The sequence below is a fragment of the Cyclobacterium sp. 10D3-21 genome, assembly GCF_055809755.1.
Genome location: NZ_CM147924.1, coordinates 4,112,586 through 4,131,893 on the forward strand (window position 1 = coordinate 4,112,586; position 19,308 = coordinate 4,131,893).

The 19,308-nt window shown below is 38.7% G+C and carries 12 protein-coding genes; 4 read left to right on the forward strand and 8 right to left on the reverse strand.

Translation table 11 applies throughout. The features are described 5' to 3' along the window. Positions 1-192 precede the first annotated feature (192 nt). Together AC0L7T_RS16260 and AC0L7T_RS16265 are read right to left on the reverse strand one after the other, a co-directional pair. Positions 193-711 (reverse strand): DUF4943 family protein, encoded by a 519-nt coding sequence (locus tag AC0L7T_RS16260; RefSeq protein ID WP_473336575.1) that lies wholly within the window; start codon positions 709-711, stop codon positions 193-195. A gap of 72 nt (positions 712-783) precedes the next feature. Then, on the reverse strand, positions 784-2,085 hold the full coding sequence (locus tag AC0L7T_RS16265) for an alpha/beta hydrolase family protein (protein WP_473336576.1): 1,302 nt from the start codon (positions 2,083-2,085) through the stop codon (positions 784-786). Positions 2,086-2,340: 255 nt separating this feature from the next. Here AC0L7T_RS16265 and AC0L7T_RS16270 point away from each other — a divergent pair, with 255 nt between their 5' ends. After that, positions 2,341-4,584 carry a bifunctional SulP family inorganic anion transporter/carbonic anhydrase gene (locus tag AC0L7T_RS16270; protein WP_473336578.1) on the forward strand — a complete coding sequence of 748 codons (2,244 nt, stop codon included), beginning with the start codon at positions 2,341-2,343 and terminating at the stop codon, positions 4,582-4,584. Positions 4,585-4,619: 35 nt separating this feature from the next. Beyond that, positions 4,620-5,453, forward strand: coding sequence for a 3-keto-disaccharide hydrolase (locus AC0L7T_RS16275; protein ID WP_473336580.1), 834 nt, complete (start codon positions 4,620-4,622; stop codon positions 5,451-5,453). Positions 5,454-5,458: 5 nt separating this feature from the next. Here AC0L7T_RS16275 and AC0L7T_RS16280 read toward each other — a convergent pair whose 3' ends face one another. Beyond that, a complete protein-coding gene (locus tag AC0L7T_RS16280; RefSeq protein WP_473336582.1) occupies positions 5,459-6,163 on the reverse strand; it encodes a LytR/AlgR family response regulator transcription factor in 705 nt (234 codons plus the stop codon). A gap of 1 nt (position 6,164) precedes the next feature. Continuing rightward, entirely contained in the window at positions 6,165-7,199 is a 1,035-nt protein-coding gene (locus tag AC0L7T_RS16285; RefSeq protein WP_473336585.1) for a sensor histidine kinase, read from the reverse strand. Between the two features lie 198 nt (positions 7,200-7,397). Here AC0L7T_RS16285 and AC0L7T_RS16290 point away from each other — a divergent pair, with 198 nt between their 5' ends. Continuing rightward, a complete protein-coding gene (locus AC0L7T_RS16290) occupies positions 7,398-9,770 on the forward strand; it encodes a TonB-dependent receptor (protein WP_473336587.1) in 2,373 nt (790 codons plus the stop codon). Between the two features lie 438 nt (positions 9,771-10,208). Here the strand turns inward: AC0L7T_RS16290 and AC0L7T_RS16295 are convergent, their stop codons facing one another. Genes AC0L7T_RS16295 through AC0L7T_RS16310 form a run of 4 tightly spaced genes read right to left on the reverse strand, consistent with a single transcriptional unit; the run spans position 10,209 to position 16,503 of the window. After that, the gene (locus tag AC0L7T_RS16295; protein WP_473336589.1) at positions 10,209-11,600 is read right to left on the reverse strand and encodes an efflux transporter outer membrane subunit; all 1,392 of its coding nucleotides are present in this window, start codon (positions 11,598-11,600) and stop codon (positions 10,209-10,211) included. Positions 11,601-11,605: 5 nt separating this feature from the next. Continuing rightward, positions 11,606-14,746 carry an efflux RND transporter permease subunit gene (locus tag AC0L7T_RS16300; RefSeq protein ID WP_473336591.1) on the reverse strand — a complete coding sequence of 1,047 codons (3,141 nt, stop codon included), beginning with the start codon at positions 14,744-14,746 and terminating at the stop codon, positions 11,606-11,608. 6 nt (positions 14,747-14,752) lie between these two features. Next, positions 14,753-15,865, reverse strand: coding sequence for an efflux RND transporter periplasmic adaptor subunit (locus AC0L7T_RS16305; RefSeq protein ID WP_473336592.1), 1,113 nt, complete (start codon positions 15,863-15,865; stop codon positions 14,753-14,755). 44 nt (positions 15,866-15,909) lie between these two features. After that, positions 15,910-16,503 carry a TetR/AcrR family transcriptional regulator gene (locus tag AC0L7T_RS16310; RefSeq protein WP_473336594.1) on the reverse strand — a complete coding sequence of 198 codons (594 nt, stop codon included), beginning with the start codon at positions 16,501-16,503 and terminating at the stop codon, positions 15,910-15,912. A 469-nt stretch (positions 16,504-16,972) separates the two neighbouring features. Here AC0L7T_RS16310 and AC0L7T_RS16315 point away from each other — a divergent pair, with 469 nt between their 5' ends. Beyond that, on the forward strand, positions 16,973-19,231 hold the full coding sequence (locus AC0L7T_RS16315) for a hypothetical protein (RefSeq protein WP_473336596.1): 2,259 nt from the start codon (positions 16,973-16,975) through the stop codon (positions 19,229-19,231). Positions 19,232-19,308 lie beyond the last annotated feature (77 nt).

Here is a 19,308-nt window from a genome sequence, read left to right on the forward strand (position 1 = left end):
CACAAAGATTCCCAAGTATTTTTTCAAAGGAAAAATACTTGGGAATCTGGTGTTTTTGATAATATAAGGAATACTTGCTATTCTCAGCCCCCCCAATAAAATAAATAATAACAATTCTTGCTCAAAATCAGTGGTAATAGCGTACGAAATCCATTCAAAAACAGGGATTTTAACCCTATCATTGATACCATCTTAATGCCACCTTAGGTCAGTACTCAGCATTGGATCAACTTCCTTAAATTCATCAAACCCCCTGTATTCATTTTTCTGCCACCATTCCATATAGGCATCAGCGACTATCTCAAGGGATTCTTCCTCTGGCACATATTCAAATGGACTTTCTCGCATCTGCACTACAGGGTTTTGAGAGGGGAACCTCCCTATTAAAAATTCACTTTCAATGGCAACTGCACGGATAGATTCTACTGTCCATAAAACATACATCCCTAAAGTGCTTTCTTCTGTCAAGGAAGAAGATATCCAGTTGATCGGAAAATTCGATATTTTTTGTCTACTGTTTCGGTATTCAAGTAAGTCAGGGATATCAGCGGCTGTAAAAGAAGGTAATTCCATGGAGGAATATTTCCCCTTTACAAGCAAATCAACATACTGATTGACCGTTACCTTTTCGGACAATTCTTCTTCCCTTTTATCACAGCTGACAAATGCCAAAAGCGCAAAAATAACCAAAGTAAATCTCATGTCTTTCATGGTCCTTTAATTGAATAACATACGCATTAAAATTTTAATAAATATAATGAATAAAATTAGTTAATAACGCTCTCACTTATTGGCCTCTATATGCCTTAATTCTAAACCAATAGAGGTTCTAGGTTTAAAACCTTTCCAAGTTTCTTCTAATGCATCCATCGGTAAATCAAGATAGGGAGAATAGTCTTTTCCTTTAAGGTGGATGCCCAAAAATGCAGTGACAAAATGTTGATTGATATTGTTAATTCTTCTCTGATCCCAGGCAGGCTCTGCATATCTCAGGTATTCATCGAGGTGCATGCCCTTTTGGAATGATTCTGCAGGTGGTGGGTTGGGTGCCACATTGTGTCTGGCATTTTTATAAGTCAGCAAGTACCGATTGGCATTGACAGCACCTTCATAGATGGCCTTGATTCCATCTTCATAACCTGAAATATCATCTTGGTCACCGGCTACAAAAAACACTGGGAGCTTAAGGTTAGCCAATCCCTCACTGTCCCACACTCCTCTGGCCATTCCCCAAGGGGCAAAAGCCACCACCGCTTTTACTCGTGGGTCAACAGACGCTGCATACGAAGGGTTGGCTAAACTACGCTCCATTATTTTATTACTTCCTCCTGTCATTTGCCCAAAGAAACCTCCAAAAGCAGCTGAAAAACCCGCTCCTGTAGCATTTAATGCGCCATATCCACCCATCGAATAACCTATCAATGCCGTATTGTCCGTGTCAATCATTCCTTTTAAAAACCCTTCGTCATGTAAATTTCTTTCGGCCATTTCGTTTAAAACAAACAGATCATCTAAGGGACGGTGATAAAGGGTACTTGAAAATTTTCCGGGATTTTCAAAAGTTGATTCTGTATGGTGTATGGCTACCACTACATAGCCTTTAGATGCCAAATTTTCAGTAAGATAAGTCATCAGGTACCTGGATCCCAAATAGCCATGTGAGACAATAATTAAAGGGTAGCCTCCTTCGTCATTTTTTGGGATAGCATTCCGGGCAGCCCTACCTTTAAATGAAAAATGACTTAGTGGGCGTTTTACATCATTTGCAACCCCAATGAAATCCTTATAAATGGTTTCAGGTTTGGAATCATCATCTGCAGGATACCAAATCTCAACCGTCAATGGTCTGTCGTAATCAGGTTGGTCTTCTTTACTGAAATTGGCAATGTCTGGCTGATTTTCGTTAATAAGTTCCAGGGTTTGAACCCCGATAGCATATTCTCCCCTCTCCGCCAATTCAGGTGCATCTGGAAGTAAATCTCCATAAAAAAAGTGATTAGAATCATTTTGCCCAATTACAGGGTTGGCCCGAAAGGATAAAAGAAGAATTACAATTATAGGCAAATATATCTTTGCAAATCTCATAGCTAAATTGGGTTTTTTCATTCTATGTAAATAAAACTTGAATAGATAAATATAATTTTTTTTCGCTGAGATATATATTTGAGGATGAGAATAATTTTTCCAATTCTTATTCTATTTTTGTTTAAGGATTTGAAATGGTAGCTAATAATTCATTCTTAGACTGAATTTGTTTATTAATACTATTGATAGTTTTTACTATTATTCAACTTAACTGTAAGTATTAACTTGAAAAGAAAACGGTCCTTCGAAAACCAAATGAACAATAAGACCATTGGAATATTGAATCAGAAAATAAGCACCAATCCATCCAAGGACATCCCTGCTGGAATTGTTGTCTTTTTGGTTGCGCTCCCTTTGTGTTTGGGAATAGCGCTCGCTAGTGGCGCTCCACTGATCTCTGGATTGATTTCTGGAATGATCGGAGGAATAGTTATAGGTTTATTAAGTCGGTCTCACACCAGTGTTTCCGGCCCGGCAGCTAGCCTTTCGGCAGTTGTTTTGGTAGCCATCCAGTTATTGGATTCCTTTCAGGTATTCCTTTTGGCCCTTTTGATTGGAGGAATAATTCAGATAATACTTGGCTTGCTGAAGGCTGGGAGAATTGCAGACTATATCCCTACCAATATCATTAAAGGCCTTTTAGCAGCCATTGGGTTAATTTTAGTTTTTTCTCAGCTGCCCTATGCTTTGGGAGTAGAACTCGATAAAAGCCGGCTTTTAAATTATTCTCAAGATGTTTTTAATGGGCTTCAGGAAAGAATTCTTTTGGTACTTACTTCCATTGCACCTGGTGCACTAGTGCTGTCTCTGGTTTCATTGGCTACCATGGTGTTTTGGGACAAAACCCCTTTAAAGCATTTAAAACTTTTCCCACCTTCACTATTCGTTGTAATACTTGGTGTTGCACTAAACCAGCTTTTCAAAATTTTTATTCCTGGCCTTTATCTGGAAGGCGTGCATCTCGTCAATATACCAGAGGTTAATCAATTTGGTTCATTATTCACTTTCCCGGATTTTACGGCCATCAACGACAGGAAAGTATGGACCTATGCTTTTACCATTGCCATTATTGGGTCCATTGCCACCCTTTTAAATCTCGAAGCCACAGACAACCTTGATCCGCACAAAAGACGTAGTCCACCCAATCAGGAATTGGTAGCCCAAGGGGTCGGAAATACACTGGCTGGGTTATTAGGGGGCATTCCCATTACCTCAGTAATTGTTCGTAGTTCCGTAAATATTGAGGCGGGTGCTGAATCCAAATTGTCTACCCTGATCCATGGCTTTCTATTGATGATTAGTGTTTTATTTCTCAGTAACATCATCAACCTAATCCCTTTGGCTTCTCTTGCTGCCATTTTACTTCTTGTGGGGTACAAGCTTACTTCTTTCCAAATCATCCGGCAGATGTATCAAAAAGGCTGGGTTCAGTTTTTGCCTTTTGCGGTCACAGTCATAGCCATTCTTATGACAGATGTTTTATTGGGAGTAATGATTGGATCTGCTGTAAGTGTTTTCTTCTTGCTTAGAAGTAATTTCTATAATCCGTATTACATAGAGGAAACCAACCCTACCAACAAAAAGAAAACGGTTCGTCTGGAGCTATCTAATGAAGTCTCATTTTTAAATAAACCTGCCATTAAAAGAACACTTTGGAACTTACCAAAAGGGACCAAAGTAATCATTGACGCTTCCTTTTCTTCCTATATTGAACCTGATATTTTAGAAATTTTTGAGGACTACAAACATACCTTTGCGCAAGAAAACAGCATAGACTTCAGTATAATAGGATTGGGAGACAATTATTCACCCAAAAAGAAAATTATAATTGACCGCAAGAATTCACAAGACAGAAATGACCTTAAGTCACCCCAAAAAATATTGGACTTCTTGGCGGAAGGAAATAAACGATACATTGATGGCGACCTGGTATCTCAACGTTTCCAAAACAAAAAACTGAAGGATTTCATTAAAGATGCTCCTCTGGCAGTAGTAATTAACTGTATAGACATGCGGGAACCTCTCAATATGTTGATGAACACTGGAATTGGTGATCTCATTCCATTAAAAGTTGCTGCTAACATCCTGGACACTCACCTGATTGAAACCATTGAAATTTCTTGCAAAAAACAACATGCAAAATTGATTCTGATCTTGGGGAATACACCCAACAAATTAATAAATGCATCTTTAAAAAACATAATATCATCCCCAGATAAGCTACCAAGCGGTTTACTTACTCCTTCCCTGAAAGCAGCCCTATTCCAACCCAGGGATGTTTCACTCTCGAATTTGGAGTACTGGTCAGACAAATTGGCAAGGTGGAACCTTGAGTATTCTAAAGCTTTAATTCTTTCGAGCAATCCCTATTTAAAAAGTGAAATTCAAAAGGGCAATATAGGGCTCTGCACAGCTCTTTTTAATAGAAAAACTGGAAGAATTGAATTTTCTACACTTTATTCACCCGAAACCCATTCCAATAATAATTCCCTAAATTAGGGCTTGAAAATATTTATCCCATTAAAACCAAAAAAATGAAGTGGTCTTTGATCAATAATCAACAGAAACAGCTAACCCCATTGCTACCTTTGCTTATTTCACTTATAATTTTCACTTCATGTGGAAAAAGTGAATCCAAGACTGCGCAAAATGAGCCAGAAGCTCAATGGGAAACCATCTTTAACGGTGAGAATTTGGAAGGATGGACAGCAAAATTACAACATCATGAGTCAGGCGACAATTTTGCAAATACCTTCCGGGTTGTAGATGGGGTTATTCAGGTCAACTATGATGGATATGAAAGTTTTGACGAACGTTATGGTCATTTGTTTTATAAAAAACCTTACTCCTCCTTTCACCTTAAGTTTGATTACCGCTTTACTGACGAATGGATGGAAGATGCACCAAGCTACACTTATAGAAACAGTGGCGTAATGTTTCATTCTCAGGCACCTGAAACCATATTAAAGGAACAAGACTGGCCCATATCGGTAGAATACCAAATGCTGGCAGATGCTGGAGATGGTAAACCAAGACCTACAGGTAATATGTGCTCTCCCGGTACTGAAGTGTTCTTTAATGGTGAGATGGATCCCAGACATTGTATCAGTTCAACTTCGCCTACTTTCTCATGGGAGGAATGGGTGCATGCAGAATTGATCGTCTATGGAGATTCTTTAGTGATTCATAAAGTTAATGGTGAGCAAGTATTGGAATATACAAATCCTCAAATTGGTGGTGGTGTTGCCAATCGATTTAATCCAGCGAATAAGATAGATGGAAAAATGCTGAAAGAAGGCTATATCGGCTTACAAGCAGAAGGGCAGGGAGTAGAATTTAAAAATATTGAAATAAAGGAATTAAACTAATCAATTTATTTTAGAAATCTATCGGAAAAATCTTCCTTAAATGCCCTGCCAATAGGCAATTGCTCGCCATTGATCAGGGTGATTTGGTTTCCCGACACCTTCTCTATTCTGGCAATATTCACCATAAAGGATTTGTGAATGCGGATAAACTGCTGGCCATCCAATAGTTCCAACCATTTTCTCATGGGTTCAGAAGACAAGTACTTCTTATCCGATAGGATAATTTCGCAATAATCTCCATCTGCACGTATATACATAATTTCTTCAAAGGAGATCCTAACATGATCATACCCCAATTTAATAAAATGTTCTTTTTTATTAATACTGGCATTTATCGTCACTCTCTCCTTGGGGTATACTTCTTTTGGTCCAGGAACCTTGCCCACGGCTTTCACAAAACGTAAAAATGAAAAGGGCTTTAATAAATAATCAACTACGTCAAGTTCGTAACTTTCCAGCGCATATTCAGAATAAGCAGTGGTTAGAATAATATGTGGCTTTTTACTTAGACTTTTAAGAAGGTCTAAACCTGTCAATCTGGGCAAATGGATATCCAAAAAAATCAAATCAATAGCATTGGAGTTTAAAAACTCCATCGCCAATAAAGGATCACTAAAGGTTCCCTTGAGCTTAAGGGTACCCAAATCTTCAATATACTTTTTAAGTATTCTTTGTGCAGGTGGTTGGTCTTCGATTATGATACAATTCATCTTACTCCTTGTTCAATATCATTTCTAAGCTAACTTTATACAATAATTCGGTCTGTTGAATATTTAACACATGGCTATCAGGATAGAGCAATTTTAATCTTTTCTTTACATTTTTAAGCCCTATTCCTTTACCAGAGTTCGATTTTTGATTTACGTGTTTATAATTATTTTGACAAACAAAAATCAATTTCCCTTCTTCATTGATGGTCAAATGAATGTCAATTACAATTTGTTCAGATTGCCCGCTTTGACTGTGTTTGAAAGCATTTTCTATAAAAACGTTTAAAATAAGTGGGGCAATTCTAAAACCTGCACCTTCATTGGGAGCATCAAAAGCAACTTTTCCTCTTTCTTCAATTTGCATTTCATTCAAACGAGTAAAATTCCTTAGGTGCTCTATTTCCTTTGAGAGGGGCACGGAAGCCTCCTTGCACTCATAGAGCATATAGCGCAGTACAGAACTTAACTCCAGAATTATTCCTGGTGTTTTAGGTGATTGAACTACCGCGTAAGAGTAGAGATTGTTAAGGTTATTGAAAAGGAAATGAGGATTAATTTGAGACTTTAAAAAAGTCAACTCCCCTTCCTTTATAATGGCTTTTAACTCCTCTACTTTCCGTTGATTACGAAGCGCATCCCAGGCAAACTTAAACCCTGAAAGGATTACAATAACAGGCAGTACCTGTCCAAGGCTAAAGATAACTCCCGGAAAACCTGCTCCTCTGGAATCCGGAAAATACCATTTTTCTATTACAAGTTCTTCCAACAAAATAACAAAGGCAATGGTTATAACCGTTAACCCAAAAAAAGCAATGTATTTTTTTGTATAAAAAAATTTGGGCAATAATACATAACTAATGATAAGATTAGCCACCGTATAGTTTAAAAAATAGACCACATCGTACCAGTGAAAAGTGTTGACTTTACTAGGGTGGTTGCTGTCTATCACATAGAAACTAAAAACCAATGCATGAAGCACCAATTGAAACAAAAACTCCTTTGTGGCTATACTTTTATTTATTGACTGCCCTTTCATAAAACAAATATAAAGATTTGCTTGTCTTCCAGACAAAAATAAAAGTTGAACACCAATTTTATCCCTGTAAACAACGTGATTATCATGCAAATCACAATTTTGTCGTTTGACAGACAAAATGAACCGTTCACCGAAAACTTTTTAAATGTTCAGAATTTATTTACAAATTCACATTATCAACAGAAAATAATCAACTATATGAAATTACTTCTAACACTTGTCACCATTTTATTTGTGACACTTTTTTCTTCACAAGCACAGGATATAGAAGTATCCGGAAAAGTTTTGGTGGCTAACAGCAAAATTCCTGTTGAATTTGCCACAATTAAGCTCATTGACAAGGAAACGGGTAATCTATTGGTTGGTACGACAACAAAAGCGGACGGCGGCCTTTTGTTAATTACTCAGGACAAAACTTTTAACCTTGAAATTAGCTTCATAGGGTTTGTTTCCAAGACCATAACCGAATATGAAATTAACAATGGAAAAGCTGATTTCGGAACGATATTTTTAGAAGAAGACAGTAAGTTGATGGACGAGGTGGTTATTAGGGGTGAAAGGTCAACAACCGAATTCAGACTAGACAAAAGGATTTTCAATGTAGGTCAGGACCTGAGTAGTACAGGAGCAAGTGCACTGGAAGTTTTAAACAATGTACCATCAGTAACAGTCGACATAGAGGGTCAGATCCAATTACGCGGTGCTGGCGGTGTTCAAATCATGATTAATGGCAAACCATCCGTTTTGGCAAGTGATGGAGGAAATGCATTGGGTACTTTAACAGCCGATATGATAGAAAGCGTTGAAGTAATCACCAACCCATCTGCAAAATATGATGCTGAAGGTACCTCTGGAATAATAAATATCGTATTAAAGAAAGAAGAAAAACGGGGGGTTAATGGTTCTATATCTTTAAATACAGGTGTCCCCGATAACCATAGTCTAGGATTTAGCCTAAATAAAAGAACTGAAAAATTCAATCTCTTCAGTCAAATTGGTGTTGGTAAACGCAAATTTCCAGAAAAATACAAAGGCTATAACAGGAATGAAACAGCCAATACTGAAATAAATAATTTTGGTGAAAGAGACAAAGGAGAATCCTTCCTTAATGTTATTTTAGGTACTGATTACCATATAGATGACAACAATGTACTTTCACTTACCGGTAATTTTGCCTATGAGTGGGAATCAGAAACGTCACTAATTAATTATAAAGCTATTAATGCCGACAATGTGGTTTCCTCTGCATGGCAAAGGGATGAGGTTACATCCGCAACCAATCCTAAATGGCAATTTGAAATGCAGTACAAAAAAGATTTTTCCGATAAAAAAGATCATTATCTATTGGTAAGCGCACTGGGCAGCTCTTTTTCTAAAGATCAAAAATCTGCCTTCAATAATACGCCGGAGTTTGGTGAAGAAGCATTAAGTGACCAACAGCAAACCCAAACTGACTTTGGACAAGTAGAGTATACTTTCAAGGCAGATTATACCCAACCTTTTACTGAAAAGATAACTTTTGAAACTGGTGGCCAATATCTAATTACAGATGTAGGAAACGATTATTCAATTAGCAACTGGGAAGACAACCAATGGATGGTGGTTACAGATTTATCCAATTCTTTTCTCTACAACCAAAAGGTTTTGGGTGTTTACAGTACCGGATCTTATGAAGGCGATAAAGCAGGCATAAAATTAGGTCTAAGGGTAGAAAACACAGACCTATACACCTTATTGGAACAAAACGACCAGGAGAACAACAGGAATTTCACCAATTTTTTCCCTACCCTTCATACCTCCTATAAGATGAGGGATAACTTTTCACTTCAGGCCGGATATTCAAGAAGAATTGCCAGACCAAGACTATTTGACCTGAATCCTTATTATAATATCAGAAACAATTATAGTATCAGAACAGGAAACCCGGATTTGCTACCTGAATTGACTGATAGCTATGAAATAACAGGGATATTTGACCACAAAGCATTTTCTATAAGCTCTTCAGTTTATCACAGGTACATTACCAGTACAGTGGAGAATGTCACCCGATTTGAAGGGGATGTTGCCATCTCCATGCCTATGAATATTGGCACCAATAAAACCACTGGTTGGGAAGTGAATGGTAAATACACACCATTGGATTGGTTGTCATTTAACGGTGATTTTAATTATAACTATTTCCACAGAGAAGGAACTTATGAATCTACAGATTTTGATTTCAGTGCTGACCAATGGTCTTCAAGATTAACTACAAAAATTGATTTTCCTGCTGACTTTGCACTAGAGTTGGTAGGGAATTACCAATCTAAAAACCAAACCTTTCAACAATTACGGAGTGGTTATGCAATGGCTGACATTGGGGTAAGGAAGAAGGTACTTAAAGGTAAAGTAATCCTTAATCTTAGTGTCAGAGATGCTTTTGCAAGCAGGATATTTGAAACTGAAACGGTCCAAAGCAACTTTTCGCAATACAGCCACAGGATGAGAGGAAGATTCGTCACCTTTGGTTTAAGCTATGGCTTTGGAAAAGGTGAAGCAATGGAATTTAGTGGGCAAAAACGTCGTTTTTAACCTCAGGTAATCTAATCTATCTGGCATCAGTATCCTAGCCATCAGAATAGTAAGTAGATAAAATTACCTAAACAAGCAATTCAATGCCACAGGTTTAGTCCTGTGGCATTTTTGTTTTTCCTGGATTCAAACATGGAAATTGGCAGGGATTTTGGTTTCCCTTTTCAATGGGTTAAAACCAAATATGGAAAAAGGTTCATGGAGCCAGTCCCACTTTTTGGAGAAGAGATGTAATCACAGGAAAATTGGGCTGTTTGTCAGCAAGTAAAAGCCCCTTCAATAATTGGCTTTGAATTTAAGCGAACTATTGAAGGGGCCATCACTATTTGATAATAAACCCTCTGAAAAACAATTTTAATAGTGAAACAATCACCTTGAGAATAACTTAAAATAAGCACCTACACAAAATTGAATTTACGGACATGCTACCAATAGCCACTATTGCCAACCACCGCCAAGTGCCCTGTATAAATTGGTAAGGGCTTCCATTTGGGCGTAGCGGGTATTTATTAATTTAATTTCAGAATTTAAAGCATTTTCTCGGGCAGTAATCACTTCCAGGTAATTCCCAATTCCATTGTCCAGAAGCTCTTCGGAATATTCAATGGCTATCTGGTAGGCATCTAATTCATTTTTAAGCAGCCCTTCCTTCTCTTTGGCTGAATCAAAGTTATAGATAGCATCCGAAACTTCCTTTTCGGCATTCAAAATGGTTTTTCTAAAAGACAAGTACGCTTGCTCCTGTTGGGTTAAAGAGACCTCAAACTGAGTCTTTAATCTTCTACCGTTTAAGATCGGTTGTGTTAATCCAGTAATCACATTGGCAAAAACCGAATTTAAACTAAACAACTGATCCAATTCCAAGCCTTGGATACCTCCTGTACCTGAAATGGTTAAGGAGGGGTACAAATTGGTCTTCGCCACATTGCTCATTTCAAAAGCGTTGATCAGTCCATATTCTGCAGCAAATACATCTGGTCGATTCCTTAGGAGCTGAACAGGAAAACCTATAGAAAGCTCTTCAGGAAGATGCTGATCATCAAGTTCGCCACGAGGGATGTCTTCAGGTGATCTGGCCAATAAAATGGCAATTGTGTTTTCAGCCAAATGAAGATCTCTTTGTAAATCTACCTTTAAGGCCCTGGCTGTATATAGCTGAGCTTCGGTTTGCTTTACCCCTACCTCAGTAACGATTCCTGCAATTTTTAAGGAAGAGGTAGTTTCCAATGCCTGCTCTCTATTTGTGATCGTTTTATTGGTCAGCTCCAATTGCTGATCCAAAGCCAATAACCTAAAGTATAGATTGGCAATGTCATTGATCAATCTTGTTTTTACGGCCTGATGTGCCGCTATTGATTGCAAATAGGATGCTTCAAATGCCCTCCGTTGACTTCTAATTTTCCCCCAGATATCTGCCTCCCAGGAAAAACCTGCAGAAACTTCGTACTGGGTAATCCCTCCATCAAAGAAAGACCCAAACTGAGAGTTTTTGGACAATTCCTGGTGGGTAATCTTGCCTGTTCCACTCAAGGTGGGCAATTGTCCCCATTTTCCTTGCTTGTAATAAGACTGTGCCGCAAGAATTTTCTGTAAAGCCATTCTAATATCAATATTGGCTTCTAACCCTTCTTCAATATATCCTACCAGATGTGGGTCAGTAAATACTTCTCTCCAGGAATAATCGGCCAATGTGACACTGTCTTCAGGCAATAAATCCGTTCTGAAATAATCTTCCTCTACTACTTTATCGGCTTGTTTGTAGTCCTTGGCCACAAAACACGAAGATAAAATCAATAATATAAAAGGTATAAATAGACTTTTATTTTGCATAATAATTAAGCGTTTTCTAAAGCTTCAACTTCTTTTCTTGGACTGATTTTTTCCTGAAGCCATTGAAATAGTATAAACAAGATAGGAATCACAAAAACGCCCAGTACAGTTCCTATCAGCAAGCCTCCAACAGCCCCTGTACCAATAGATCTGTTACCAGCAGCACCAATTCCATTGGCAAAAGCCAGCGGTAACAAACCAATGATAAAGGCAAATGATGTCATTAGGATAGGTCTAAGCCTTACCTTGGCCCCATCAAATGCAGCATCTACAATCGTAGCACCAGCAGCCCTTCTTTGAATGGCGAACTCTATAATTAAGATCGCATTTTTAGCCAACAGCCCTATGAGCATCACCATTGCTATCTGAAAGTAAATATTCGCTTCCATTCCCAGGAAGTAGGTGGTTAAATAAGCCCCCATTACTCCTACAGGTAAAGACAGCAGAACCGCTAAAGGGATAAGATAACTCTCGTATTGCGCAGCCAAAATAAAGTAAACAAAGAGGATACTTAGTAATATGATAAAAGTAGTTTGACTACTTGCATTGATTTCCTCTCTGGTCAAACCAGAATAATCCACAGCAAAATTTCTGGGTAACTCCGACTCATTTACCTCTTGAATGGCCTTGATGGCATCACCTGTACTGTAACCTGGCGCAGCAGCACCATTAATGGCTACTGAATTGAATAGGTTAAATCGGGTTACCGCTTGCGGTCCATAAACCCTCTTGAGTGACAGAAACTCTGAAATAGGTGCCATCTCCCCCTTGCTGTTTCTAACAAACAAGGAATTAAGGTCATCAACTTCTGATCTATCTTGAGGCATCGCCTGAATATACACCCTGTATTGCTTACCAAACTTCGAGAAATCGGCAGCATAAATACTTCCAATATAGCCTTGAAGCGTACCTAAAATACTACTTATACTTACTCCCGCTTCTTTTGCTTTAGGAATGTTAAGCACCATTTCATATTGAGGGTAACCAGTACTAAAAGCCGTTTGGGCATATAAAATTTCTGGTCTGCCCATTAATTTACCCATGTATTCTTTTACCTCGACATCCAAATCATTAAAACTGCCACCGGATTGATCTAGAAACTTAAGTTCAAAACCCGAAGAAACACCAAATCCAGGAATACTAGGGGGGGCAAAGAATAGAATTTTTGCGCCAGGAATACCGGCAGCTATGCCGAACATTTTGCCTATCAAAGCCTTGGCGGATAAAGATTCATCTCCCCTTTCATCCCAAGGTTTTAATCGAATAAAACCCAAAGCAAAATTGCTACCTTCTCCAGAAATAAGGCTGAAACCGTTGACCATAGATCCTCCTTCAACTCCTGGTAAATCCTCTATGGCATGCATTAGGTCTTCTGTGACGGCAACGGTTCTATCCAGAGAAGCACCTTCTGGCAATACAATATCCGTAAATATCAATCCCCTATCTTCCTCCGGAACAAAACCAGTTGGGGTATTTTCAGCTGCCCAAATAATCGCTCCGATTGAACCAATAATGATCACACCTGTAATCCACTTAAAGCGAAACAAGAATTTCAATGCTCCTACATACTTGGCTGTTGTTACATCAAATGCCCTGTTGAAACCTTTAAAGAAACGTTTTCCCAAACTAAGTTTCTTGTCAGGGTGATCCTCATGTGGCTTCAACAATAACGCACAGAGTGCAGGACTTAAAGTCAATGCATTGACAGCTGAAATGGCTATTGCGATCATCAAAGTGACCCCAAACTGCTCATAAAAGACACCTGTTGGCCCAGTTATGAAAGTAACAGGTATAAACACTGCTCCCATAACCAGGGTAATCGAAATAATAGCTCCCGTTATCTCATCCATGGCTTGATGGGTAGCGTTACGTGCTTTTTTCACTCCTCCTTCCATTTTGGCATGGACAGCCTCTACTACCACAATGGCATCATCAACCACAATGCCTATGGCAAGTACCAATGCAAACAAGGTCAATAAGTTAACCGAATACCCTAAGACATTTAGGAAAAAGAAAGTACCAATGATGGACACAGGAACAGAAATCGCAGGTATTAAAGTAGATCTAAAATCCTGAAGGAAAATAAATACCACTATAAATACCAGGATAAAGGCCTCGATCAAAGTTGTGGTCACCTTAGCGATAGAAGCATTCAGAAAATCATTGGTATCAAAATTAATAAAAATGGACAAGCCTTTTGGAAACCTACTTTCAAGTTCGTTCAAAGATAATTTGACATTGTCAATGATTTCCTGGGCATTCGAACCAGGCGTCTGATAGACTGCCATACTCACCCCAGGATTGCCATTGGTAAAGGACATCACAGAGTATCCCTGAGCATCCATTTCTACATCAGCCACATCTTTTAAACGCAAGAATTGCCCGTCTCCTAATGCTTTGATAACGATGTCCTCATATTGGGATTCATTTTTGTAACGTCCACCATATTTGATAACATATTCGAAAGCCTGTGCATTGTTTTGTCCGATGGATCCTGCTGCTGCTTCCAAACTTTGTTCGTTTATGGCTGCAGTCACATCTGAAGGCATCAAACCATAAGCGGTGAGTTTGTCAGGCTTAAGCCATATTCTCATGGCATAATTCTTCGAGCCAAAAACCGTAACATCCCCTACTCCCTTGATCCTTTTTAGGGTCGGAATAACATTGATGTTAAGGTAGTTTTGGATAAAAGTGGCATCATAGTCAGGGTTATCTGAAACCATTGTAAAAAACATCAAAGAACTGGTTTGTTGTTTTTGGGTAATCACACCTGACTGAACTACTTCACTTGGCAAAAGAGGATTGGCTCTCGCCACCCTATTTTGCACGTTTACGGCTGCGATATCAGGATCTACGCCCTGTCTAAAAAACACCTGAATGGTGGCAGTTCCGCTATTACTTGCAGTGGAAGTAATATAATCCATGTTCTCCACTCCATTCACCTGCTCCTCTATGGGTATAATAACACTTTCTAATACCGTCTCAGCATTTGCTCCTGGATAAAATGCTGTAATTCTAACTGTTGGAGGTGCAATGTCCGGGTATTGACTTACGGGTAAGGACAATAAACCTAAAACACCTAGAATGAGTATTAAAATGGAAACTACAGTGGATAGTACCGGTTTGTCTATAAATTGTTTTAGCATTTTATCTTATTTAAAAGCTACTTTTAATTTTCCAGCGACACTATCAAAAGGGACTAATCGCGGTGAAATCTTCATTTGATTTCGCAACTTGTCAATGCCCTGATAAACTATTTTGTCGCCCTCTTTCAGCCCTTCCTCAACGACCAATAGTTGACCTACTTTCGCCTCTATTTTTATCAATGCTTCGGTTACAACAGAATCTGCACCCACCTTATACAAGTATATTTTCCCTTGTTGTTCGTAAATAGAAGCTTCAGGAATTACTGGCTTTTCTTCGTAAATTTTAGGGATACGAATTTTCCCACTATTGCCATGTGCAAGCAATCGGTTTGGGTTTGGAAAAGTGGCTCTAAAACTCACCGTTCCAGTGCTTGGGTTTACCTGGCCTGTAACCGTTTTAATCTTGCCCTTGTGGGAATAAATTTGACCATTTACCAATTCAAGTTCCACCTCAGACATATTCCCCAATTTCTCATCAAGTGTTTCCCCATTGGTTACTTGGAGCATATTCAAGTACTCTTTTTCATTCATAGAAAAGAAGGCGAAAACATTGTCCACCTGTGAAACCGTTGTCAATGGGTCGCTTGGACTTACCAAAGCTCCTTGACGATAAGGGATGGCACCAATATGCCCCGAAACTGGACTCTTTATAGTGGCGTAACCAATATTGGCAGAAATACTGTTATAAGTTGCCATGGCCTGATTGTACCTGGCCTCAGCTGTTTTTAACTGAACACTTCCAATAATACCTTTTTCTACAAGTGGTTTTAATTTGTCCACATCTACCTTGGTGGCCTCCACATTGGCTTTAGCCGCAGCAGCATCAGCATCCAAGGATTGTGTTTCAAGTTTAAACAAGCTTTGACCTTTCCTCACTGCTTGACCTTCATCTACTAAAACTTGGGTGATATAACCTGAAACCTTAGCCCTTACAGAACTACTTACCACTCCCTCCAAACTAGTTGGGTAGGATTGATAACTGGTTATCGTTTTGGAAGGAATCTCTAGGACGGGAATATTAGGCGCCTGCCTCATTCCAGTATTTTTGGTTTCTCCTTCTGAACAGGATTGGCACAGTACTACAAGCACTATGAGAAATACAAAAGAAAATTTATTCATTTAAACGAAAATTTATTTGTGCTAATTAAAAATTTTGATTGCGATTAAACCTGAGACATGCCAAACCATAATTTATTGATAAGAAGCTCCCGATCTGTTTCTTCCAATAATATGGAACCAAAAACGTTGATTTTTGAAGCCATTACCACACTGCCCATGTACATTGCCACATAGATCTCGGGTTTGGCTGGTTTTAGATGCTTTTTATCAATTCCTTCTTTGAGAAATTTAAAATAAGCTCCCGTAAAGTGATGTGGATTCCTTTCCAGGTTATAAGGTGAATTGATGTATTGCTCAAAAAACACCAGCACTTTTGGGTTTTGAGTATAAAAGAGATAAAGTTTTAACCACCTCAAATAAAACCTTTCCTTATAGCTTTCCTTATCGTCCACATGATTAGCTATCCAGGATTCCAACTGACTGCGAAAGTAGCAGTACATCTTTTTCATTAAATCATCTTTACTAGAAAAGTAGTGATAAATTGTTCCTGTAGACACCTTGGCTTCTTTGGTCAATAAACTCATGGAAGTACCATGAAAACCATATTTGGCTACAAGTTCTAGCGCACCTTCATAGATGGCTATTTCTTTTTCTGAAAACTCTTGAGACTGTTGCATTGGCATAGATCGAACGTTCATTCTAATGGCAAAACTATAAAGAAGGATTTTATCCTCCAAGGAAATTCAACTTGTATTTTTATAAAAACCACATATAATTCTTACAAACGAAAAATAAAAACGATATTCATTAGAATCATTTTGAATTTAGAAACTATAATAAAAGTTCTTTGACTGGATTTAAGGAATTTATAAGAGGTAAAAAATACAAGTCCAAAATATTTATATTCTGAAAAAAAATTAATATTAAAACAATTCAGGGTAGCCTTTTAATTTTTTAAACGAAAATAAGCAAGCAAAATAATTTTGTCAGGATGACTCCTGGTTTTCTGAAAAGCATCCTACCTACCATATAAGATAAGGCTTTGTCCCATCTTAATATTGAAAAATAAAATCAATATTATAATCCTATTCCAATACACAAATTGAAGACCTAAATATTATTTTCCTTCAAATTTATAGTTAATTTACATCAAAATACAGACTACAAATGAATTACAAAAGCCTAAAAAAAATTCTAAAATCTACATCAACCGTCGTCATCCTATTTTTTTTATCAGTATCAGGCATCCTGGCCCAAAATTCAAATCAACATGCAAGAATTTTACAGCCATTTCATCTTACTGCCATTTCTTGGGAAAGTGAAGAAGTAAACAAAGATGCTTTCCTAAAACTAATTGAAGCCACTTGTCTGGTAGTAGCAAAACATCAGGACAAGGAAGGGGCCATAATAGACCCCTACCTCCAGCGGGAACACCAATATTCCACTCCGTATTTTGCTTTTGCTGTAGGTGTACTTTTAAAAGCTGGGAATGGTGATTCACTTAAAGAAGCAGGTATAAAAGCCATGGAGCACAGTACTTTGGCATTCTCTCGAGGCAGCAAGGCTATTCCTGACGAGCATGGGGAGTTTTTTATAAGCCCATTAACCAATGCTTTACCTTTTTACCAACCGCATGTCTCTAAAAAACAATTTGAGCTTTGGCAGAAACGAATGCAAACGCCTTTGGTTGAGGTCATGCAAAATTTCGATGGCCGAACAAATAATTGGCGTACCTATGCGATGAAAGGAGAATGGAGTCGGGCCCAACACCAACTTAGCTCTAAGGCATTTGCAACTGAATTTATAGAAGCAGCCTGGAACCAGTACAGTCAGAAAATAAGAATTGTCAATGACAAATGGAACATGTACCAAGATTGGAGCAGTGATCCTCAGTCTCTGGCCGTAGAAGCTGTTGGAAGGGGAAATTTGATTGCATTGGCTGCTGAGGGTTATGATGGGCCTTCCTCAAATGAAATTCTTGAAGCAGTCAGAAGAGGAACTTACACCAGCCTTTATACCCAGGCACCTGATGGCCAGGCACCGCCAAACGGAAGAACTGACAATCATATTTTCAATGATGTATTGTACCAGTTGGCATTTGAAGTAATGGCAGAAGATGCCTGGAAAAACGGCGATAAATACCTCGCCGGTCAATACAGAAGAGCTGCCAACCTTGCGTTTAAGAGTATCTATCGCTGGCAAAGAGAATCAGGTCCCTTCAATGGTTCTTTTTACATCACCAAAAATCATTTTGACCCTGGAGACAGGGTGGGTTACCAGCCTGCCAGCCAATGGGGGAATTACACAGGAGCATTTATCCAACACTTGTCTGAAGTCTGGCTTAGCCGGCAAACAGCAATACCTCAATTTCCAGCTCCCACTGAAATCGGTGGTTATGCTTTTACTACAGATGACAGATTTGGAGCTTTTTTTGCCAATGCAGGAGGTTTTCAGGTAATGATAAATCTAAGAGGGGCTACAGTGCCAAAATATGGTTTGAGTTGGACTCCAATGGGAGCGATAAGAATGGTTAAGGCTGGATGGGATGGACGTTTAGGTCCCTCGGATGGGGAGCATGACCTTACCAAAACACCCTCTTTTGAGATGAAAACGGGAGATGGCACCTTAGTAGACAGCTATCGCCCTCAATCTGGTATCAGCTTTGGCCCCGAATGGATGGAAAGAGGTCATTGGGTAAGAATAGCTGATGTGCCTGCCACCTATCAGGCAGAGGCTGAAATTCATTTTGTCCATCCTCTTTTGGTTCGGTTCACCATCCACTACCATTTTGTAACAGGTAGAGGCGGTCCCTATTTTAGTCAGGAATTTATTCTTACACCAGATCTTCTGGTGACCAGACTGAAAAATGCCCAGAACCTTCCATACGGCCTGACGGTACCTTTATTGGAAAATGATGGCAATCCCCTTCTCACAGAAGTAAGCAGTAATTCTGCTCATACTGGCTTTTCCGAAAATGGAGACCAACAATATTTTATAGGTCTTAATGAAGACATTCAAACAGACAGTTCGGGAGAATCCATTAAAAGCACCTATGGTTGGTTAAAACCTGTTAGATTTGAATCAAAAGACCCTTCTGTAGACCTTATGGTCTATCCTAAATCAGCTTCAGGCATTAGTGCTGGAGAAATAAGGGCAACTTTTAAATGGAATAAAAATGGTTTCAGTACTCCTCTGGCCAGCATTCAGGGAAATCAATACCTTGGCCTTCATACTGCTGGAGGCGAAGGAGAAGCAATGGATTTGGACGGAGATGGAAAAGCTGATGTGTCTTTTGACCAAAAATGTCTTTTTATGTTTCAGTTAAAGAACGATAGGATTCATCGTGTAGAAACCGATCGAAATGTCATTATGAAGTACCAAGGCCAAACGTATCATTTATCTGCCTCTGAACCTGTTACCCTTTAATTTTAAAAAATCTTGTCTTTTTCTTCAATACATACCAAGGCAATCAAACATTCCCACTAATTTTGCATGGTTATTTG

Coding starts and splice junctions, on each gene's coding strand:
- AC0L7T_RS16295 (WP_473336589.1), bottom strand. CDS start 11,600: ATGCAAAATAAAAGTCTATTTATACCTTTTATATTATTGATTTTATCT.
- AC0L7T_RS16300 (WP_473336591.1), bottom strand. CDS start 14,746: ATGCTAAAACAATTTATAGACAAACCGGTACTATCCACTGTAGTTTCC.
- AC0L7T_RS16305 (WP_473336592.1), bottom strand. CDS start 15,865: ATGAATAAATTTTCTTTTGTATTTCTCATAGTGCTTGTAGTACTGTGC.
- AC0L7T_RS16265 (WP_473336576.1), bottom strand. CDS start 2,085: ATGAGATTTGCAAAGATATATTTGCCTATAATTGTAATTCTTCTTTTA.
- AC0L7T_RS16260 (WP_473336575.1), bottom strand. CDS start 711: ATGAAAGACATGAGATTTACTTTGGTTATTTTTGCGCTTTTGGCATTT.
- AC0L7T_RS16280 (WP_473336582.1), bottom strand. CDS start 6,163: ATGAATTGTATCATAATCGAAGACCAACCACCTGCACAAAGAATACTT.
- AC0L7T_RS16285 (WP_473336585.1), bottom strand. CDS start 7,199: ATGAAAGGGCAGTCAATAAATAAAAGTATAGCCACAAAGGAGTTTTTG.
- AC0L7T_RS16310 (WP_473336594.1), bottom strand. CDS start 16,503: ATGAACGTTCGATCTATGCCAATGCAACAGTCTCAAGAGTTTTCAGAA.
- AC0L7T_RS16275 (WP_473336580.1), top strand. CDS start 4,620: ATGAAGTGGTCTTTGATCAATAATCAACAGAAACAGCTAACCCCATTG.
- AC0L7T_RS16315 (WP_473336596.1), top strand. CDS start 16,973: ATGAATTACAAAAGCCTAAAAAAAATTCTAAAATCTACATCAACCGTC.
- AC0L7T_RS16270 (WP_473336578.1), top strand. CDS start 2,341: ATGAACAATAAGACCATTGGAATATTGAATCAGAAAATAAGCACCAAT.
- AC0L7T_RS16290 (WP_473336587.1), top strand. CDS start 7,398: ATGAAATTACTTCTAACACTTGTCACCATTTTATTTGTGACACTTTTT.